This is a genomic window from Xanthomonas sp. SI, from assembly GCF_014236855.1.
Lineage (GTDB): Bacteria > Pseudomonadota > Gammaproteobacteria > Xanthomonadales > Xanthomonadaceae > Xanthomonas_A.
On sequence record NZ_CP051261.1, the window covers coordinates 3,791,112 to 3,809,622 of the forward strand.

Genomic DNA, 18,511 nt, shown 5'->3' on the forward strand with positions numbered 1-18,511 from the left:
CATGCCCCCTTTCGGGGAAGGTGGCCCGCGGGCCGGATGAGGCTGCGTGCGTAGCCTCGAGCGCCCAAATCCACGAGACGCTTCGCGCCGCACCCTCACCCCAACCCCTCTCCCGGCGGGAGAGGGGCTTTAGGCGCCTCAGCGTGCAGTGCTTGCAGCGAGTTGCGCTGGATGGCGCATGACTAAGGCTGCACGACGTTGATCGTGCCCGGGTTGCTGCGCCCCACCCCGCGCAGGTCGGGACGGTACATGTCCTCGACCAGCGGCGGCGGCACCGTGTAGGTGCCCGGGGTCACCGCGCGCACCAGGTAGAACACCTGCGCCTTGCCGCCCTGCGCCAGGCTTAGCGCGGCCACGTAGCGGTCGTCGCGGAACTCCTCGTGCTTGACGTCGGCGGCCTCGGAACGGTCGCTGATCTCGATGCCGTCCACCACCACGTCGGCCCACTGCTTGGCGTCGCCCAGGTTGAAGTTCTCGATCTCCAGGCCAGCCGGCAGCAGATCGGTCAACAGCGCGTCGGGCATGCCCACGTTGGAGGTGATGGTGACGCGCACGATCAGCGCCTCGCCTTCCTTCAGCGGCCGCGGCGTCCATGGCTTGCCGTCGGTGCTGTACCACTCGCGTTCCACCTTCAGCGTGCTCTCGTCCACCTCCGGCGCCTTGCGCGGGATGCCGGCGATTTCCAGGCTGGCGTACAGCGGCGCCTCGCCTTGCGGCACGAAGCTGACCCCGCGCGCCAGTTCGGCCTCGCCGAACTGGCGGCCGAACGCCTTGGCCGCGTCGATCGCCTCGCTGTTGTCGCCGATCGCCAGCTGCCCGGACACCAGCTTGCTCTGGTTGACCAGCAATGCCTTGCCCATCCGCGCCAGGGCCACCTGCTCCTGGGTGCTCAGCCACAACCAGCCGCTGCGGCGGCGTGCGTCGATCTCGCGGCCCAACGCCACCGCGCGCGCATCGTACTCGGGCTTGGCCAGGCCGCGCTCGTGCAGCAGCGCGATCATCAGCGCATCGTCGCGGATCACGCTGCCGTAATCGCCGAAGTAAGGCGGACGGTCGCCGCTGTCCTTGGCGAAGCCAGCCGCGATCGCCGCGTCGCCGCGCTTCTTGTCGCCCTGCAGCGACAACGCCACGCCCAGGTGCACCAGCGACAGGCCGGTCAGCGCCTTGCCGCGATCGTTGTCGTACAGCGCGCGCAACGTGCCCAGCGGGGCGCGGTTGACCCGTGCCAGCACGTAGCCGGACCAGGCCTGGTTGGCGAACTTCAGGTTCTCGCGGCGGTCCTGGCCGTAGAAGTTGTTGCCGCCGGACAGCAGGTCCTCGCTGAGCCGGTTGAGCGCCTTCTGCAGCACGTTGTCGGGCACCGCGAAACCGGCGTCCTTGGCGTCGAGCAGGAACTCGGCGATGTACGGGGTCAGGCCCGGATTGACGTAGCCGTCGTCGCCCCACATCGAGAAGTGGCCGCTGGAGATCTGCATCGAGGCCAAGCGGCCGAACGCGCCTTCCATGCGCGCGCGGCGGGTGGCCGCGTCCAGGCCCTGGGCGCCGAGCAGCTTGGCGGTGGTGTCGTCGAGCAGCAGCGCGGCGTAGCCCTTGCTGGTGGTCTGCTCGGCGCAACCGTAGGGGTAATTCAGCGCGCCCTGCAGCGCGCTGGCGAACGGGATCGGCGGCAACGCGCTGACCAGCATGCGCGCGTTGACCGAACCGGCCATCAGGCCCTCGGCATCGCCCATGCCCAGCGTCACCGGCGCCAACGGATCCAGCACGCGGGTCTGCGCGCGCAGCACCGACGGCCACGCCGCGCGCACCGGCAGGTCGTAGCGGCGGTCGACGCTGAAGCCGTTGCCGTTCACCCGCACCCGCACCTTGGCCACGGTGTAGCCCTCCTGCGCCACCAGCGGGAAGCTGAGCGTGGCCTTGCCATCCTTGCCGAGCTTGGCGCTGCGCGCGTTCTCGGCGATCGCCAGCGGGCCTTCGCCATCCACCTGCACCTTGAACTCGCCCGCTTGCCCGGTGAAGTTCTGCACGTCCAGGGTGACCGTGCTGCGGTCGCCCGGCGCCATCACCCGCGGCATGCTGGCCTCGGCCACGATCGGCGCGCGCACCAGCGTTTCCACGTCGCGATTGCCGTAGCGCTCGTCCGAATACACCAGCGCCGAGACCCGCAGCGTGCCGTTGAAGTCGGGCACCGGCAGCTGCACCCGCGCATTGCCCTTGGCGTCGAGCTTCACCGAGCCGGAGAACAGGTCCACGGTCTGCACCCGCGCGGTGGGACGCTTGGCCTGCGGCAACGCCGCCAAGGCCATGTCGCCGCCGAAGCGCAGCTTGCCGGTGCCGCCCTCGAAACTCTCGATCACCCGGCCGTAGATGTCGTACGAGTCCACGCCCAGGCGCCGCTGTGCGAAGAACTGCGCGTTGGCATCAGGCACCGGGAAGCGGGTGATGTTGAGGATGCCCACGTCCACTGCAGAGATGGTCACGTGCGCCTGCTTGCCGGCCAGTTCCGGCACGCTGACCGTCACCGGCAGCGGCTGCTCCGGACGCATCTGCTTGGGCGCGACCAGGCCCACCGCCACACGCCGGGTCTTGCGCTCCATCGGCACGAAGGCCACGCCGACCGCGCGCGCCGGGGTGATCTTGCTCGGCGCCGAACCGCCGCGGAACACCAGCGCGGTGACGTAGACGTCGTGGCGCTCCCAGTCCTTGGTCACCGGGATCTCGAAGCTGCTGCCCGGCTTCACGTCGATGTCCTGCACGTACAGCATCTTGTCGCTCTCGACCATCAGCACGCCGGGACCGGCATGCGGCGGGGTCAGGGTGACCTTGAGCGTGTCGCCGGCCTTGTAGCCGGTCTTGTCCAGCGCCAGCTTGACCTTGTCAGGACGCGCGTCCAGGCCGCGGTTCTCGTCGTTCCAGCTCCAGCCGGCGCGGAACGGATAGCGCGTGGTCAGGCCGGTGGACGGATCGAACACGTCCACGCGGTACTCGCCCCACTCCACCGGGAAATCGAACTTGGCCGCGCCGCTGCCGGCATCGACGGTGATGGACTGCTTGTTCTCGAAACGGCGGGTGAAATCGTAGTCCCAGCGGTTGTCGGCGAACGCCCAGTGATAATCGCGCAGCTCGCGCACCAGGGTCACCTTCAACCCCTTGGCCGGCTGCGGCTTGCCTTGCGCATCCACCCGCATCAGCTCGAAGCGCGCGTTGGCGTTGGCATCGGCGCCGTCGGTGTCGTCGAACAGCGGGCGCACCCCGACCAGCGCCGGCGCCGGCCACAGCACGCGCTTGAGCGTGCGGGTCACGGTGCGGCCGCCGGTCTCGTAGACGCTGGCCGAGACCAGCGCGGCGATGGTGCTGGTCGGCTTGGCTTCGTCCGGCAGCGCCAGGTCCTCGGCGATCTTGCCGTCGGCGCCGAACTCGGTATCGATCACGTCCTTGGCTTCGCGCGGCAGCTGCAGCGTCGAGTCGCCGAAGAAATAGCCGGGCAGCGACTCGACCGGATGCTGCTCGACCGCCACCGCCAGCTTGGCGGTGAAGCGGTTGCCGTCGGCCGGCGCACCGTACAGATAGGCGGCGGTGGCCTGCAGCTTGAACGGCTCGCCCGGCTTGAGCGTCTTCTGCGCGCTGTCCAGGTCCAGCTTCATGCGCTCGGGCAGGAACTCCTCGATGCGCAGGGTCATGCCCTGCACCGCTTCCTTGCTGGACGGATCGGTGCGGAACTCCACCTGCCAGCGCCCGGTCGGCGCATCGGCGGGAATCAGCTGCTCGAAGCTGAAATAGCCCTGCTCGCCCGGCTGCAGGCGGGTCTCGCGGAAGATCTTGCCGTCGGGCTGCTTCAAGCGCAGGAACACCGGTTGCGCGCCCTTGCCGCTGGTCGCCACCGGCTTGCCGTCGTTGTCGCGCAGCAGCGCCGACACGCGCACCGTCTCGCCGGGGCGGTACAGGTCGCGGCCGGACCAGGCGAACACGTCGAACCAGGCATTCTCGCGCCCGGCCACGGCGAACTCGCTCAGGTCCAGCGCCGGCTGGTTGAACGGCAGCATCGACAGGTCGGTGCCGCTGCGCGCCACCAGCACCTGGCCGGCGTCGAGCGTGTAGTTCAGCAGCGCGTTGCCGTTGGCGTCGGTCTCGCCTTTCAGGAACAGCTCGCCCTTGGCGTCGAGCACGCGCAGCTCCACCTTCTTCAACGGCTCGCCGCTCTGCAGCGAGGCGGTGTGCACGAACAGCTTGTCCTTGTAGGCGCGCGCGTGCAGGCCGATGTCGCTGACGGTGAAGAACGCGGTGTCGTATTCGTTCTCGAACCGGCCCGGGCGCTTCATCACCGCGAAGTACAGGCCCGGCGCCTGCAGCTCCTTGATGTCCTGGATCGGCAGATAGGTCAGCGCGCGCTCGTTCTTGTCGCCGCCGAGCACGAAGCGGTTGACGTAGACCGACTCGGCCAGCTGCGAAATCGGGGTGTGGTCGCTGTAGTCGCTGTCCATTTCCCAGCTGCCGCGGCGCCCGCCGCGCTGGTACTGGGCGAAGAACGCCGGCAGCGAGCCTTCCTTGACCCGCATGAACTCCACGTCCACTTCCGGCACGTTGAGCGACACCACCGGCAGGCCGCGGCTCTCGCGCGCCGGCAGCACGCTGCCCTGCGAGGCGAAGCCGACCGCCGGCTCCAGTTCGCCGGTGTAGACCTTCTGCTTGAGCGGCTTGCCCAGGCGGCTGCCGTCGGCGGCGAGCAGGTCGGCGGAGATCAGCACGGTGTAGTCCTTGGCCGCCTCCACGTACGGATAGCGCAGGGTCTTGCCGTCGTCGGACAGCGACCAGGCGCTCTCGTCGGTGCCGACCTTCTCTTCGAAGCGCAGCAGCTTGTCGAAGTCCTGGGTGCCGACCAGCGGCCGCGAGAACTCCAGCGCCAGCGACAGCCCGTCGCCCTTCTGGTCGGGATAGGCGCGAACCAGGCCGAAGCCCTTCATCGCTTCCTTCTGGCCCTTGACCGGCTCGCCGCTGGCGTCGGGCAACTGCCCGGATTCGTTGCGCTTGCAGCCGCCCAGCGCCAAGGCCAGGCCCAGCAGCAGGAAGGTGCTCAACAGCCCCGCGCGCAGGAGGCGCCACTGCCGCTTCGAATCCGTGTGCATACGTTCGCTCCGTGAAAGTGGCGCGAGTATAGAACGCGGACGCGGCGGCCGGAGGGTCGGAATCGAGATTGCGCACGCGGCGATCGCCGGCGCCTGGCACGGCGGTCGGGGATAGTGGCGGGCGGGCGCCGCCGGACTGTGCAGGCGGCGATTTCTGCGCGTCGGGTTGCCGCGCATGGCGGTGGCGCCCAGCGCTCATCCGTACTCCGGCCGACACGCCATCGTCGTTGCCTGATATCGCTGTGGAAGCAACCGATGAGGCCACAGGTTACCCAGACCGGATGCAGTCGGGACTGAAGTCCCTCCCACAGTGCACCCGGCCAGTCAGCCGTTTAGCCCTTGTAGGAGCGGCTTCAGTCGCGACAAACGAAGCCGGGAACTGCACCAGCTTCGGACACTGCCTGTCGGGGCTGAAGCCCCTCCTACAGTGCACCCGGTTGGATGGCCGCAAGTTCCTGTAGGAGCGGCTTCAGCCGCGACGAGCGGAGCCGCGGACGCGCCACCGCCTCAGCGCAACAAGCGCTGCATGTACAGCGCGATCAGCCGTGGCCGGTCCAGCGCCAGGCAGACCTGGGCGTTGGCGACGCCAGGCGCCGCATGGCCGCCATCCGCCGGGGCGTCGACGGCCGCAGCGCCGCCCGCCGCGCTCGCGCCGGACGGCACTTCCCGCGTATACCCCTGATCGTCGACCGCGATGCGCAGCGGCACGGTCGGGCACAGGCTCGGGTCGAGCAGGTACGCCACCGGCACCACGTCGAACAGGGTCGGCGTGGCGCTGGCCCAGGGCTGGTCGGTGTCGCGCCACTGGTAGTAGAGCTGGGTCAAGGCGTCGGTCAGCGGATCGCCATGCGCGAACAGCGCCACCCGCTCCGGTTCCTCCAGGGTCACCTGGGTCGCGTCCAGCGGCAGCAGCACGATCGGCACGCCGGCGGCGAACACGCGCTGCGCGGCGCCGATATCGGAAACGATGTTGTATTCCGGCGCCGGCGCGCTAGGCGGCCGGTAGCGCGACTTGCCGTAGCCCGCACGCACCGAGCCGCCCATCAGCACCACCTGCTTGAGCTGGGCGAAGCCCTGCGGGTCGCGCTGCAGCGCGCGCGCCGCGTCGGTCAGCGGTCCGAGCACCAGCAAGGTGACCTGGCCGGGGTGGCGCCGCGCCTGCGCCAGGATGAAGTCCGCCGCATCCGGCGCCTTTCGCGGCAGCGTGCCCTGCGCCGCCCAGCGCGCCTGGCTGAAGGGAATCGTGCTGGTCGTGGCATGGCCGATCGCCAGCGGGATCTCGCTGCGTCCGGCCTGCTGCAACAAACGCTGCAGCAACTGCGCACGCAGTGCGGTGTCGCCCCAGGCCGACGCGATGCCGAGCACGTTCAGTTCCGGGCTGCGCAGCAGCAGCGCCAGTGCGAACGCGTCGTCGATGTCGTCGCCGATGTCGGTGGACACCACCACTTTCTGCGTCGGCGTCTTGGCCGCAGGCGCCGCCGCGGCGGCACCCGATGCCAAGGCCAGCAGCGCCAGCGCCGCCCACCGTTTCAGACTGCGCATGCGCGCCTCCCATGAAAAGAAACCGCCGGCATGATAGCCGGCGGTCCCTGGTTCATCGCAACGCGGACGCGCCGATCAGAAATTGGCGCGGAACTGCGCGCCGACGATGCGCGGATCGTTGATGAAGCCGGTGAGGTTGTTGAAGTCGATCGCACCGGTGGCGCGGATCTGGTTGGTGCAGTTGCGGCAGAACACCGACACCTCGTACGCACCGGCGCCCCAGTTGTAGCCGATCTTGGCGCCGCCTTCGAGCAGCGGCTGGCCGACGAATTCGCGCGAGTCGTACAGGAAGAAGTTGATCTCGCTGCGGTAGGACCAGTCGGTGTAGAAGAAGAACTCGGCGTCGTCGCCGACCGGGATGCCGTAGCGCAGCGTGGCGTTGCCCATCCACTTGGCCGCCTGCGGCAGCACGTTGCCGTCGATGATGGCGTTGCCGGCGGCGTTGAGCGGATCGGTCACGGTGCAGGTGCGGCACACGCCGACCGACAGGGTCGGATCCTCGATGCGGGTCCAGTTGTAGGCGCCGCCCAGGGTGAAGCGCAGGTTCTGGGTGAGCAGCGCCTCGAAGTCGAACTCGGCGCCGCGCGCCTTGGACTTGTCGGCGTTGAGCAGGCGCACGTCGTTGGAGGTGCCGCCGACCGCCGTCAGCTGCTGGTTCTTCACCCGGAAATCGTAGATGTCGAAGCTGATCCGCGCGCGCTTGTCGAACAGGTCGGACTTGATGCCGATCTCGTACGAATCCACGGTCTCCGGCGCGGCCACGGTCAGCGGCGCGGTCGCCGACGGCACGCCGAAGCTGGCGCCGCGGAAACCGCGCGCGGCGCGGGCGTAGACGTTGACGGCGTCGTTGATGGTGTAGGTCGCGCTGAGGTCGCCGGTGACCTTGGAGTTGTCGGTGCTGCCGGTGGACGGCTCGAGCAGGGTGACGCGGTCCAGCGCCAGCACGTCGAAGGTCTTCTTGTCGTAGGTGTAGCGGATGCCGGCGCGCAGGTTCAGACGATCGGTGGCCGCGTAGTTCAGCGAGCCGAACGCCGCCCACGAGGTGTTGCGCTGGCGGGTCAGCTGGTAGCTGCTGAGGGTGCCGCCGCCGAAGGTGTTGTAGGTGTAGTTCTCGCCTTCCACCGAATCGTGGAAGTAGTACAGGCCGGCCTGCCAGTTGATCGGGCCGGCATACTGCGACTCGGCGCGCAGCTCCTGCGAGTACTGGTCCAGGTTCTTGATGCCGCCGGCGGTTTCCACCGGGAACGCGATCACGCCGGGGCCGGACGGCGGCGCGAACACCGCGCCGTAGCCGCCGTCGATGTCGCCGCGGCTGTAGTACTTGCCGATGCCCTCGTAGCCGGTGATCGAGTGCAGCACGATGTCGCCCAGATCCCAGGTCAGGTTGGCGCTGCCGCCGTAGGTCTGCAGTTCCTGGGTGTTGCCGCCGTCGATGGAGACCTTGTCCGGATCGAAGCCGTCGACCAGCTTGTTGCTGCCCGGCTGAAAGATGTTGGCGCGGAACAGGCGCGCGGTGCCGTCGAGATGCCGCGCATGCGCGTTGAACAGCGCGCTGAAGTCCTCGCCCGGCTGGAACAGCAGTTGCACCCGCACCGCCGAGTCGGTGTAGCCCTCGAACGAACGGTCGTCGACGGTGTTGTCGACCCAGTCGTCGCGGCGCTGGCCCAGCGCCGACACGCGCGCGGCCCACTTGTCGCCCATGGCGATGCTCAGGCCGGTTTCCATGGTCATGGTGCCGTAGGTGCCATAGGACAGGCTGGCGTAGCCGTCGTTGGCGCCGATGCTGGGCTTGACCGAGTTGAACTTGACCACGCCGGCGGGGGTGTTGCGGCCGAACAGCGTGCCCTGCGGGCCGCGCAGCACTTCCAGGCCTTCCAGGTCGAAGATCGGGAAGCCCTTCAGGAACGCGTTCTCGGCCACCACGTCGTCGTACACCAGCGACACCGGCTGCGAGGCGTAGGTGTTGAAGTCGGTGTTGCCGTAGCCGCGGATGTAGAAGCGCGGGAACACGCGGCCGTTGGAGGATTCGACATTGAGGCTGGGCGCCTTGCCGGCCAGCACGCGCACGTCCGAGCCGCTGGTGGCGATCGCGTCCAGGTATTCCGGGCGCAACACGCTGGCGGAGATCGGCACGTCCTTGGAATCTTCCGAACGCCGTTCGGCGGTGACCTTGACCGCGTCCAGGCGGGCGACCCCGTCCGTGCTGTCCGCCTGCTGGGCGGCGGCGGAGAACGAGAGGGCGGAAACGACGGCTACGGCAAGTGCGCTGGTGCGCAGCGACCAACTGGCGGACATGGGGACTCCGGAGTGGAATGGGCAAGAGCGAATGCGCGCCGCCGGCAAGCGATGCCGCGCCGCACCATAATTAACACAAAATACACATGTTGTGCATGTCCCGGTCACTTGAACGTGTTAAGGCTGCAAGTGCGCAATGTGTCGCTACATGTGCTCTGCAAGCGCGCTGTCCAGACGGCCCAGGCCTATCAACATCGCACTGCGGATTTCCGGTTGGCCCGCGTCACTGGGCCTTGGCGTGCAACAGCGCTCGCTACAGCGCCCCACCCGCACCCTGTAGGAGCGGCTTCAGCCGCGACAGGAACTACGGTTAGAGCATGTCGCGGCTAGAACATGTCGCGGCTGAAGCCGCTCCTACAAAAACAAGATCCGGATTTTGCGGCGCCACAGCGATGCGGCCCTGCCGCCGGCGCTGCCGGCTCAGCCAATATCGCCCGGCACCCGCACCCAGCCCTCCATCAGCACCCGCGCGCTGCGGCTCATGATCGCCTTGGTGACACTCCACTGGCCGTCTCCCTGCTGCTGCGCTTCGGCGCCGACCCGCAACGTCCCCGAGGGATGGCCGAAGCGCACCGCCTGGCGCGCGCCGCCGCCGGCCGCGCGGTTCACCAGCGTGCCGGGGATCGCCGCGGCGGTGCCGATCGCCACCGCGGCGGTGCCCATCATCGCGTGGTGCAGCTTGCCCATCGACATCGCCCGCACCAGCAGGTCGATGTCGGCGGCGGCGACCGGCTTGCCGCTGGAGGCGACGTAGTCGGCCGGCGGCGCGACGAAGGCCACCTTCGGCGTGTGCTGCCGCGTCGCCGCGTCTTCCAGCCTGGCGATCAGGCCCATGCGCAGCGCACCGTACGCGCGGATGGTCTCGAACCTGGCCAGCGCCTGCGCATCGCCGTTGATCGCGTCCTGCAGTTCGGTGCCGCGATAGCCCAACGCCTGCGCGTCGAGGAAGATGGTCGGGATGCCGGCGTTGATCAGCGTCGCCTCGAAGCTGCCCACACCCGGCACGTCCAGCGTGTCGATCAGGTTGCCGGTGGGAAACATCGCCCCGTCCGCGCCGTCCTCGTCCGCGGCCGGATCGAGGAAATCGAGCTGGATCTCGGCCGCCGGGAAGGTCACCCCGTCCAGTTCGAAATCGCCGCTCTCCTGCACTGCGCCGCCCACCATCGGCACCCGCGCGAGGATGGTCTTGCCGATGTTGGCCTGCCAGATCCGCACCGTGGCCATGCCGTCGTGCGGAATGCGCGCCGCATCGACCAGGCCGGCGGCGATCGCGAACGGCCCCACCGCCGCCGACAGGTTGCCGCAGTTGCCACTCCAATCGACGAACGGGCGGTCGATCGCCACCTGCCCGAACAGATAGTCCACGTCGTGGTCGGCGCGCGCGCTCGGCGCCACGATCACGGTCTTGCTGGTGCTGGACGTCGCCCCGCCCATGCCGTCGATCTGCTTGGCGTAGGGATCGGGACTGCCGATCACCCGCAGCAGCAGCGCATCGCGCGTCGCGCCGGGCAGCTGCGCGGCGGACGGCAGATCCTGCAGGCGGAAGAACACGCCCTTGGAGGTGCCGCCGCGCATGTAGGTGGCGGGAATGCGGAGTTGGGGAACGTGGGGCATGGCTTTATTTCCGATCGCCGCAAAAACGGCGAGTAGCTCAAGGGTTGGCGGGAATCTCGGCCTCGACCAGCTGCGCCAGCAGGGTCAGCGACTCCTGCCAGCCGAGATGGCAGAACTCCACCGGGATCTGTTCGGGGATGCCGTCCTGGACGATGTCCAGCTCGGTGCCGCAGGCCACCGTGCGCAGCTTGACCGTCACCATCATCTCGCCGGGCAGGCCAGGATTGTCGAACGTATCGGTATGGCGGATCAGCTCGCCCGGCACCAGTTCCAGATAGGTGCCACCGAAGGATTCGCTGGTGCCTGCGCCCAGATTGGTGAAAGAAATCTTGAAACTGCCGCCCACCCGCGCATCCAGTGCATGCACGGTGGCGACGAAGCCATGCGGCGGCAGCCATTTGGCCAGCGCCGCCGGTTCCAGGAACGCGCGGTAGATGCGCTCGGCCGGCGCGCGCAGGACGCGGTGCAGGCGGACGGTACCGGGATGACCGTTGCTCATGGTGGTTTCCTCATTGGTGGACGGCGCGCGCAGGATGGCACGCGCTCATGACACCGACGAATGGGACAGGGCGGTTTCGACACTGCCAAAAAATCCTGCCCGAAGCGCCGCAGCACGCTGCCGGGGCTCATGCAGGCTGGCGGCCGCGAAAGGCCCGATCCCGAGCCCGCTTGCGCATCGTGTCGAAGAAATCCGGTTCCATCGCCATGGCTGGCCCGGAATCGGCTCCCTCCAGCAGCACGCCACGGAGGTTTTCCGCGTCGCGCTGCCCGCAGATCAACCCGCGCACGGACTCGCTGCTGGAACCGCAGTCGTGTCCGGCCACCTGTTGGTCGACGAACTGCTTGTGTTCCTCCGGCGAGGAGATGTTCTTGGTCGCCATACGCACTCCAGACAGCAAGATTGCCGAATTCTGCATCGCCAGTCCGCGGGCGCAAGCCGCGAGCGTTTCCTTTCGAGAATGTCGCCGAATCAGGCGGCGGATGCCTCCAGGAAATCCTGCGCGAAACGCTGCAGCACGCCGCCGGCCTCGTAGATCGCCAGTTCCTCGGCGGTGTCCAGGCGGCAGGTCACCGGCACTTCCACCCGGGTACCGTCGGCGCGGGCGATGGACAGGGTCAGCGTCGCGCTGGGGGTGCGCGCGCCGAGCACGTCGAACACCTCGCTGCCGTCGATGCCCAGGGTCTTGCGCGTGGTGCCGGGACGGAATTCCAGCGGCAGCACGCCCATGCCGACCAGGTTGGTGCGGTGGATGCGCTCGAAGCCCTCGGCCACGATCGCCTCGACCCCGGCCAGGCGTACGCCCTTGGCCGCCCAGTCGCGCGAGGAGCCCTGCCCGTAGTCGGCGCCGGCCACGATCAGCAGCGGCTGCTTGCGCGCCATGTAGGTCTCGATCGCCTCCCACATGCGCACCACCTGCCCTTCCGGCTCCAGCCGGGTCAGCGAACCGCGTTGCGGCTGGCCATCGACCACGGCCATTTCGTTGAGCAGTTGCGGATTGGCGAAGGTGGCGCGCTGCGCGGTGAGGTGGTCGCCGCGGTGGGTGGCGTAGGAATTGAAATCCTCTTCCGGCACGCCCATCCGCGTCAGGTATTCGCCGGCGGCGCTGTCGGCCAGGATCGCATTGGACGGCGACAGGTGGTCGGTGGTGATGTTGTCGCCGAGCACCGCCAGCGCGCGCATGCCGCGCAGCGTGCGTTCGCCGGCCAGCGCGCCTTCCCAGTACGGCGGGCGGCGGATATAGGTGCTCTGCGGACGCCATGCGTACAGCGGCGCCACCTGCGCGGCGGCCAGCCCGCTGCGCGCGAACATCGGCTCGTAGACCTGGCGGAACTGCTCGGGCTTGACGCTGGCGGCGACGATCGCGTCGATCTCCGCGTCGCTGGGCCACAGGTCCTTCAGCGTCACCGCCTGGCCGTCCTTGTCCACGCCGAGCACATCCTTCTCGATGTCGAAACGGATGGTGCCGGCGATCGCGTACGCCACCACCAGCGGCGGCGAGGCCAGGAACGCCTGCTTGGCGTAGGGATGGATGCGCCCGTCGAAATTGCGGTTGCCCGACAGCACCGCGGTGGCGTACAGGTCGCGGGCGATCACTTCCTGCTGGATCGCCGGATCCAATGCGCCGCTCATGCCGTTGCAGGTGGTGCAGGCGAAACCGACGATGCCGAAACCCAGCTGCTCCAGCTCCGGCAGCAGCCCGGATGCTTCCAGGTACAGCTGCACCGCCTTGGAGCCCGGCGCCAGCGAGGTCTTGACCCACGGCTTGCGCAGCAGGCCGCGTGCGTTGGCGTTGCGCGCCAGCAAACCGGCGGCGATGACGTTGCGCGGATTGCTGGTGTTGGTGCAACTGGTGATCGCGGCGATGATCACCGCGCCGTCAGGCATCAGCCCCTGCGCCTGTTCGGCCTTGCCGGATGCCAACTTGTCCTGGTCGGCGATGCCGCGCGCGGCCAGCTCGCTGGTCGCCACGCGCTTGTGCGGGTTGGACGGGCCGGCCATGTTGCGGGTCACGCTGGACAGGTCGAACTGCAGCACGCGTTCGTATTGCGCCGCGGCCAGGTCGTCGGCCCACAGTCCGGCGGCCTTGGCATAGGTTTCCACCAGAGCGACCTGGGTGTCGTCGCGGCCGGTCAGGCGCAGGTAGTCGATGGTCTGCCGGTCGATCGCGAACATCGCCGCGGTGGCGCCGAACTCCGGGGTCATGTTGGAGATCGTGGCGCGGTCGCCCAGGGTCAGCGCCGCGGCGCCTTCGCCGTGGAACTCCAGGTAGGCGCCGACGACCTTCTGCGCGCGCAGGAATTCGGTCAGCGCCAGCACGAGATCGGTGGCGGTGATGCCCGGCTGCGGCCGTCCGCTCAATGCCACGCCGACGATGTCCGGCAGGCGCATCCACGACGCGCGCCCCAGCATCACGCTCTCCGCTTCCAGCCCGCCGACGCCGATCGCCAGCACGCCCAGCGCATCCACGTGCGGGGTGTGGCTATCGGTGCCCACGCAGGTGTCCGGGAACGCCACGCCATCGCGCACCTGCACCACCGGCGACATCTTCTCCAGATTGATCTGGTGCATGATCCCGTTGCCCGGCGGGATCACGTCGACGTTCTCGAACGCGCGCTTGGTCCAGTCGATGAAGTGGAAGCGGTCGGCGTTGCGGCGGTCTTCCACCGCGCGGTTCTTGGCGAACGCGGCCTTGTCGAAGCCACCGAATTCCACCGCCAGCGAGTGGTCCACGATCAGCTGCGTCGGCACCACCGGATTGACCTGCGCCGGATCCCCGCCGCGCTCGGCGATCGCATCGCGCAGCCCGGCCAGGTCCACCAGCGCGGTCTGGCCGAGGATGTCGTGACAGACCACGCGTGCTGGGAACCACGGAAAATCCAGGTCGCGGCGGCGTTCGATCAGCTGCATCAGCGAGGCGTCCAGCGTGGCCGGATCGCAGCGCCGCACCAGGTTCTCGGCAAACACCCGCGAGGTGTACGGCAGCGCGGCATAGGCACCGGGCCGGAGCGCATCGACCGCGGCGCGCGCGTCGAAGTAATCCAGCGAAGTGCCGGGCAGAGGTTTGCGGTAGTGGCTGTTCATGGCTGGCTACAGTAGAAATAAAGCGAAGACTGACCCTTCTCCCATCGGGAGAAGGTGCCCCGAAGGGGCGGATGAGGGTACGGGCGAAGCCTCGTGCAAATTCGATCCTACATGGGGCGGATGAGGGCCCGGACGCAGCCTTGTGCAACCAAACAACACCAGGCTGCGCCCGTACCCTCACCCCCACCCCTCTCCCGATGGGAGAGGGGTGCAATCAACTGCGTCGGTCGATCGGCACGAACTCCTGATCCTCCGGCCCGGTGTAGTTCGCGCTGGGGCGGATGATCTTGCCGTCGATGCGCTGCTCGATGATGTGCGCGCTCCAGCCGGCGGTGCGTGCGATCACGAACAGCGGGGTGAACATCGCGGTCGGCACGCCCATCATGTGGTAGCTGACCGCGCTGAACCAATCCAGGTTCGGGAACATCTTCTTGATCTCCCACATCACCGCCTCCAGGCGCTCGGCGATGTCGTACATCTTGCGGCTGCCCTGCGCGTCGGACAGCTCGCGCGCCACGTCCTTGATCACCTGGTTGCGCGGATCGGACACCGTATACACCGGATGGCCGAAGCCGATGATCACTTCCTTGCGCTCGACCCGCGCGCGGATGTCGGCTTCCGCCTCGTCGGGCGTGTCGTAGCGCTTCTGCACCTCGAACGCGACCTCGTTGGCGCCGCCGTGCTTGGGCCCGCGCAGCGCGCCGATGCCGCCGGCGATGGCGCTGTGCATGTCGCTGCCGGTGCCGGCGATGACCCGGCAGGCGAAGGTGGAGGCGTTGAACTCATGCTCGGCGTACAGGATCAGGCTGGTGTGCATCGCCTGCACCCACTCTTCGTGCGGCTTGAAGCCATGCAGCAGGTGCAGGAAATGGCCGCCGATCGAATCGTCGTCGGTCTCCACCTCGATGCGCTTGCCGTTGTGGCTGTAGTGGTACCAGTACAGCAGCATCGAGCCCAGCGAGGCCATCAGCTTGTCGGCGATGTCGCGCGCGCCGGGGTGGTTGTGGTCGTCCTTCTCCGGCTGCACGCAGCCCAGCACCGACACGCCGGTGCGCATCACGTCCATCGGATGCGCCGACGGCGGCAGCTGTTCCAGCGCCGCCTTGACCGCGGCCGGCACGCCACGCAGCGAACGCAGCTTGGCCTTGTAGCCGCGCAGTTCGCTGTTGCTGGGCAGCTTGCCGTGCACCAGCAGGTAGGCGATCTCCTCGAACTGGCTGCTGCGCGCCAGGTCCAGGATGTCGTAGCCGCGGTAGTGCAGATCGTTGCCGCTGCGGCCCACCGTGCACAGCGCGGTGTTGCCGGCGGCGGTACCGGACAGGGCCACCGATTTCTTCGGTTTGAAGGCCGGTGCGGCCTGGCTGGCGTTGGTGTCGTTCATGCGTCGTCTCCCGGGTATCGCGGTCGTGTCATCGAATGCGGATCAGTGAGCGGGCGCGTCAGGCGGCAGGCCGCCGGCGCGCTCGAGCAATTGCTGCAACATGGCGATCTGGCGGTTCTGCAGCTCGACCAGCGTCGCCCAGTCCTGCTCACGCAGCTGGTTGAGCTTCTCGTGCACCTGCAGGATCTCCAGTTCGGATTTGATATTCACTTCGTAGTCGTTCTGCGCGCGCAGGCGGTCCACCGCGGCCTGGCGGTTCTGGCTCATCATGATCACCGGCGCCTGGATCGCGGCCAGGCACGACAGGCACAGGTTGAGCAGGATGTAGGGATACGGATCGAAGCCTTCGCTCAGCACCAGGCTGTTGAGCACGATCCACGCCAGCAGCACCAGGCCGAAGCCGATGATGAAGCTCCAGCTGCCGCCGATCTCGGCGACCCGGTCGGCGATACGCTCGCCGAGCGTGCGGTCGTGATCGGCCTGCTTGACGATGTCGCGCGCCACATGGCGCTTGGCGATGAAACGCTCCACCACTTCGCGCTCGGCGTCGGGCAGTTTCTCCAGCTCGGTCTGCAGCAGTTGCCGCGCGGTCTGGCGGCGGTCGATGCGGCCGTGTGGCGGCGTGGTGCCGACGTGGGTGTTCATGGACATGCTCGGGCAGGGGAACCGGCGTGGATCATGCGCCCTTGCCGGCGAACAATGCGTCCAGCCGCTGCTCGAAGGCGTGGTAGCCGATGCGTTCGTACAGCTCCTCGCGGGTCTGCATCGTGTTCACCACGTTCTGCTGGTGGCCGTCGCGGCGGATCGCCGTGTACACCGCCTCGGCGGCCTTGTTGGCGGCGCGGAACGCTGACAGCGGGAACAACTGGATCGCCACCCCGGCCGATGCCAGTTCCTCGCGGGTGAACAGCGGGGTCTTGCCGAATTCGGTGATGTTGGCCAGCACCGGCACCTTCACCGCGTCGACGAAACGGCGGTAGGTGTCCAGGTCGTAGGCGGCCTCGGCGAAGATGCCGTCGGCGCCGGCCTCCACGCAGGCGATGGCGCGTTCGATCGCCGCGTCCACGCCGTCCACCTGGATCGCGTCGGTGCGCGCGATCAGGAAGAAATCGGCATCGGTCTTGGCATCGGCCGCGGCCTTGACCCGGTCGGCCATCTCGGCCTGGCTCACGATCTCCTTGCCGGGGCGGTGGCCGCAGCGCTTGGCGCCGACCTGGTCCTCGATATGGCAGGCGGCCGCGCCGGCCTTGATCAGCGACTTGATGCTGCGCTCGATGTTGAACGCGCTCGGGCCGAAGCCGGTGTCGATGTCGACCAGCAGCGGCAGGTCGCAGACATCGGTGATGCGGCGCACGTCGATCAGCACGTCGTCGAGGGTGTTGATGCCCAGGTCCGGCAGGCCCAGCGACCCGGCGGCGACACCGCCGCCGGACAGGTAGATCGCCCGGTAACCGGCGCGTTGCGCCAGCAGCGCGTGGTTGGCATTGATCGCGCCGATCACCTGCAGCGGCGATTCGGCGGCCAGCGCGGCGCGGAAACGGGCACCGGCGGAAACGTGCGACATGGCGAACTCCTGAGCGAGGGCGGCGGCCCGCATGGCCGTTCCGCGATGGCCGCCAATCTGGCACCATCGCCCGGGCCGATCAATCTTGATTCAATGAATCAACCTATCAGCGGATTCCCATGCCACCCGAAGCCGACCGCAACCTGATCTCCGCCGCCGAGGCCTGCGCCCTGCTCGGCATCAGCAGCGCCACGCTCTACGCCTACGTGAGCCGCGGCCTGCTCGGTTCCCGCGCCGGTGCCGACCACCGCAGCCGCGCCTACCTGCGCACCGAAGTGGAGCGGCTGGCGCAGCGCAAGCGGGTCGGCCGCGGGGCCGCGCGCGGCGCCGCACAGAGCCTGGACCGCGGCCTGCCGGTGCTGGAGACGCGCATCTCGCTGATCCGGCCCGACAGCCCCTACTACCGCGGGCGCTCGGCGGTGGCCGCGGTGCGCGAAGGCGCCGGCCTGGAGGACATCGCGCGGCTGCTGTGGGATTGCCTGGACGAAGACCCGTTCGCCGTGGCCCCGGTCGCGCCGTGGCCGCAACGGGTGGCGCCGCTGGCCGGCGACGCCACGCTGCCGCCGCTGGAGCGCGCCATGGCCTGCATTCCGCTGCTGGCCCTGGAACTGCGCCAGCCGCTCAACGCCGCGCCGACGGTGCGCCGCGAGATCGCCGCCACCTTGCTGCGGCAGAACGCCGCGCTGCTGGTCGGCACCCAGCCGGACACCTGCCCGGTGCATCGCCTGATCGCCGACCGCTGGCGCCCCGGCGATGCCGACTTCGCCGAACTGGTGCGCGCCACCCTGGTGCTGTGCGCCGATCACGAACTCAACGTCTCCGCCTTCGCCGCGCGCGTGGTCGCCTCCACCGGCGCACCGCTGCATGCCACCGTCAGCGCCGGCCTGGCCGCGCTGTCCGGCCCGCGCCATGGCGGCGCCACCGCCCGCGCCCACGCCTTGCTGCGCGATGCCCAGGACGCCGCCGACCCGGCGGCCTTCGTCGCCGAACGCTGGCAGCGCGGCGACGACCTGCCCGGCTTCCACCACGCCCTCTACCCGGACGGCGACCCACGCGCGGCCGAAGTGCTGCGCCTGCTGCGCGAACGCTGTGGCCACCATCCACAGATGCGGCATGTGGAAACGGTGCTGGCCGCGGCGCAGGACTGCAGCGGCCAGGCACCCAACATCGACGGCATGCTCGCGGCGATCTGCCTCATCCACGACCTGCCCGCCGCGCACGCCCTGGTCCTGTTCGCCGCCGCCCGGCTGTCCGGCTGGTTGGCGCATGCGCTGGAGCAGCAGGCGCTGGGCAAGCTGATCCGCCCACGGGCGCGCTATGCCGGGATCATGCCCGATGGTTCGGCGCCGGGCTAAACGCGGCGCGGACGCAATCCGCAACTTGCAGATGTACATAAATAAGTACACCATGGC

Annotated in this window: 11 protein-coding genes; 1 reads left to right on the forward strand and 10 read right to left on the reverse strand. The window is 68.7% G+C overall.

The features are described from left to right. Nucleotides 1-182: 182 nt before the first annotated feature. From HEP75_RS15830 to prpB, 10 genes are all read right to left on the reverse strand, one after another. Complete coding sequence (locus HEP75_RS15830) at nt 183-5,120, reverse strand: alpha-2-macroglobulin (RefSeq protein ID WP_255423880.1); 4,938 nt, start codon at nt 5,118-5,120, stop codon at nt 183-185. Nucleotides 5,121-5,627: 507 nt separating this feature from the next. Further along, nucleotides 5,628-6,662 (reverse strand): nucleoside hydrolase, encoded by a 1,035-nt coding sequence (locus HEP75_RS15835; protein ID WP_185824178.1) that lies wholly within the window; start codon nt 6,660-6,662, stop codon nt 5,628-5,630. A gap of 75 nt (nt 6,663-6,737) precedes the next feature. Further along, nucleotides 6,738-8,957 (reverse strand): TonB-dependent receptor, encoded by a 2,220-nt coding sequence (locus HEP75_RS15840; protein WP_185824179.1) that lies wholly within the window; start codon nt 8,955-8,957, stop codon nt 6,738-6,740. A 420-nt stretch (nt 8,958-9,377) separates the two neighbouring features. Continuing rightward, nucleotides 9,378-10,571, reverse strand: a complete 1,194-nt coding sequence (gene prpF, locus HEP75_RS15845) for a 2-methylaconitate cis-trans isomerase PrpF (protein WP_185824180.1) — start codon at nt 10,569-10,571, stop codon at nt 9,378-9,380. Between the two features lie 37 nt (nt 10,572-10,608). Continuing rightward, on the reverse strand, nt 10,609-11,070 hold the full coding sequence (locus tag HEP75_RS15850; RefSeq protein ID WP_185824181.1) for an SRPBCC family protein: 462 nt from the start codon (nt 11,068-11,070) through the stop codon (nt 10,609-10,611). A gap of 127 nt (nt 11,071-11,197) precedes the next feature. After that, nucleotides 11,198-11,452: a type II toxin-antitoxin system ParD family antitoxin gene (locus HEP75_RS15855; protein WP_185824182.1), complete on the reverse strand. Its 255-nt coding sequence runs from the start codon at nt 11,450-11,452 to the stop codon at nt 11,198-11,200. An 89-nt stretch (nt 11,453-11,541) separates the two neighbouring features. Continuing rightward, nucleotides 11,542-14,154, reverse strand: a complete 2,613-nt coding sequence (acnD, locus tag HEP75_RS15860) for a Fe/S-dependent 2-methylisocitrate dehydratase AcnD (RefSeq protein ID WP_185824183.1) — start codon at nt 14,152-14,154, stop codon at nt 11,542-11,544. Between the two features lie 214 nt (nt 14,155-14,368). Further along, on the reverse strand, nt 14,369-15,535 hold the full coding sequence (gene prpC, locus HEP75_RS15865) for a 2-methylcitrate synthase (protein ID WP_185813631.1): 1,167 nt from the start codon (nt 15,533-15,535) through the stop codon (nt 14,369-14,371). Between the two features lie 42 nt (nt 15,536-15,577). Continuing rightward, the gene (locus tag HEP75_RS15870) at nt 15,578-16,180 is read right to left on the reverse strand and encodes a DUF1003 domain-containing protein (RefSeq protein WP_185824184.1); all 603 of its coding nucleotides are present in this window, start codon (nt 16,178-16,180) and stop codon (nt 15,578-15,580) included. Between the two features lie 31 nt (nt 16,181-16,211). Next, complete coding sequence (gene prpB / locus HEP75_RS15875; protein ID WP_185824185.1) at nt 16,212-17,099, reverse strand: methylisocitrate lyase; 888 nt, start codon at nt 17,097-17,099, stop codon at nt 16,212-16,214. 119 nt (nt 17,100-17,218) lie between these two features. Here prpB and HEP75_RS15880 point away from each other — a divergent pair, with 119 nt between their 5' ends. After that, entirely contained in the window at nt 17,219-18,454 is a 1,236-nt protein-coding gene (locus HEP75_RS15880) for a citrate synthase family protein (protein WP_185824186.1), read from the forward strand. Nucleotides 18,455-18,511: the final 57 nt, after the last annotated feature.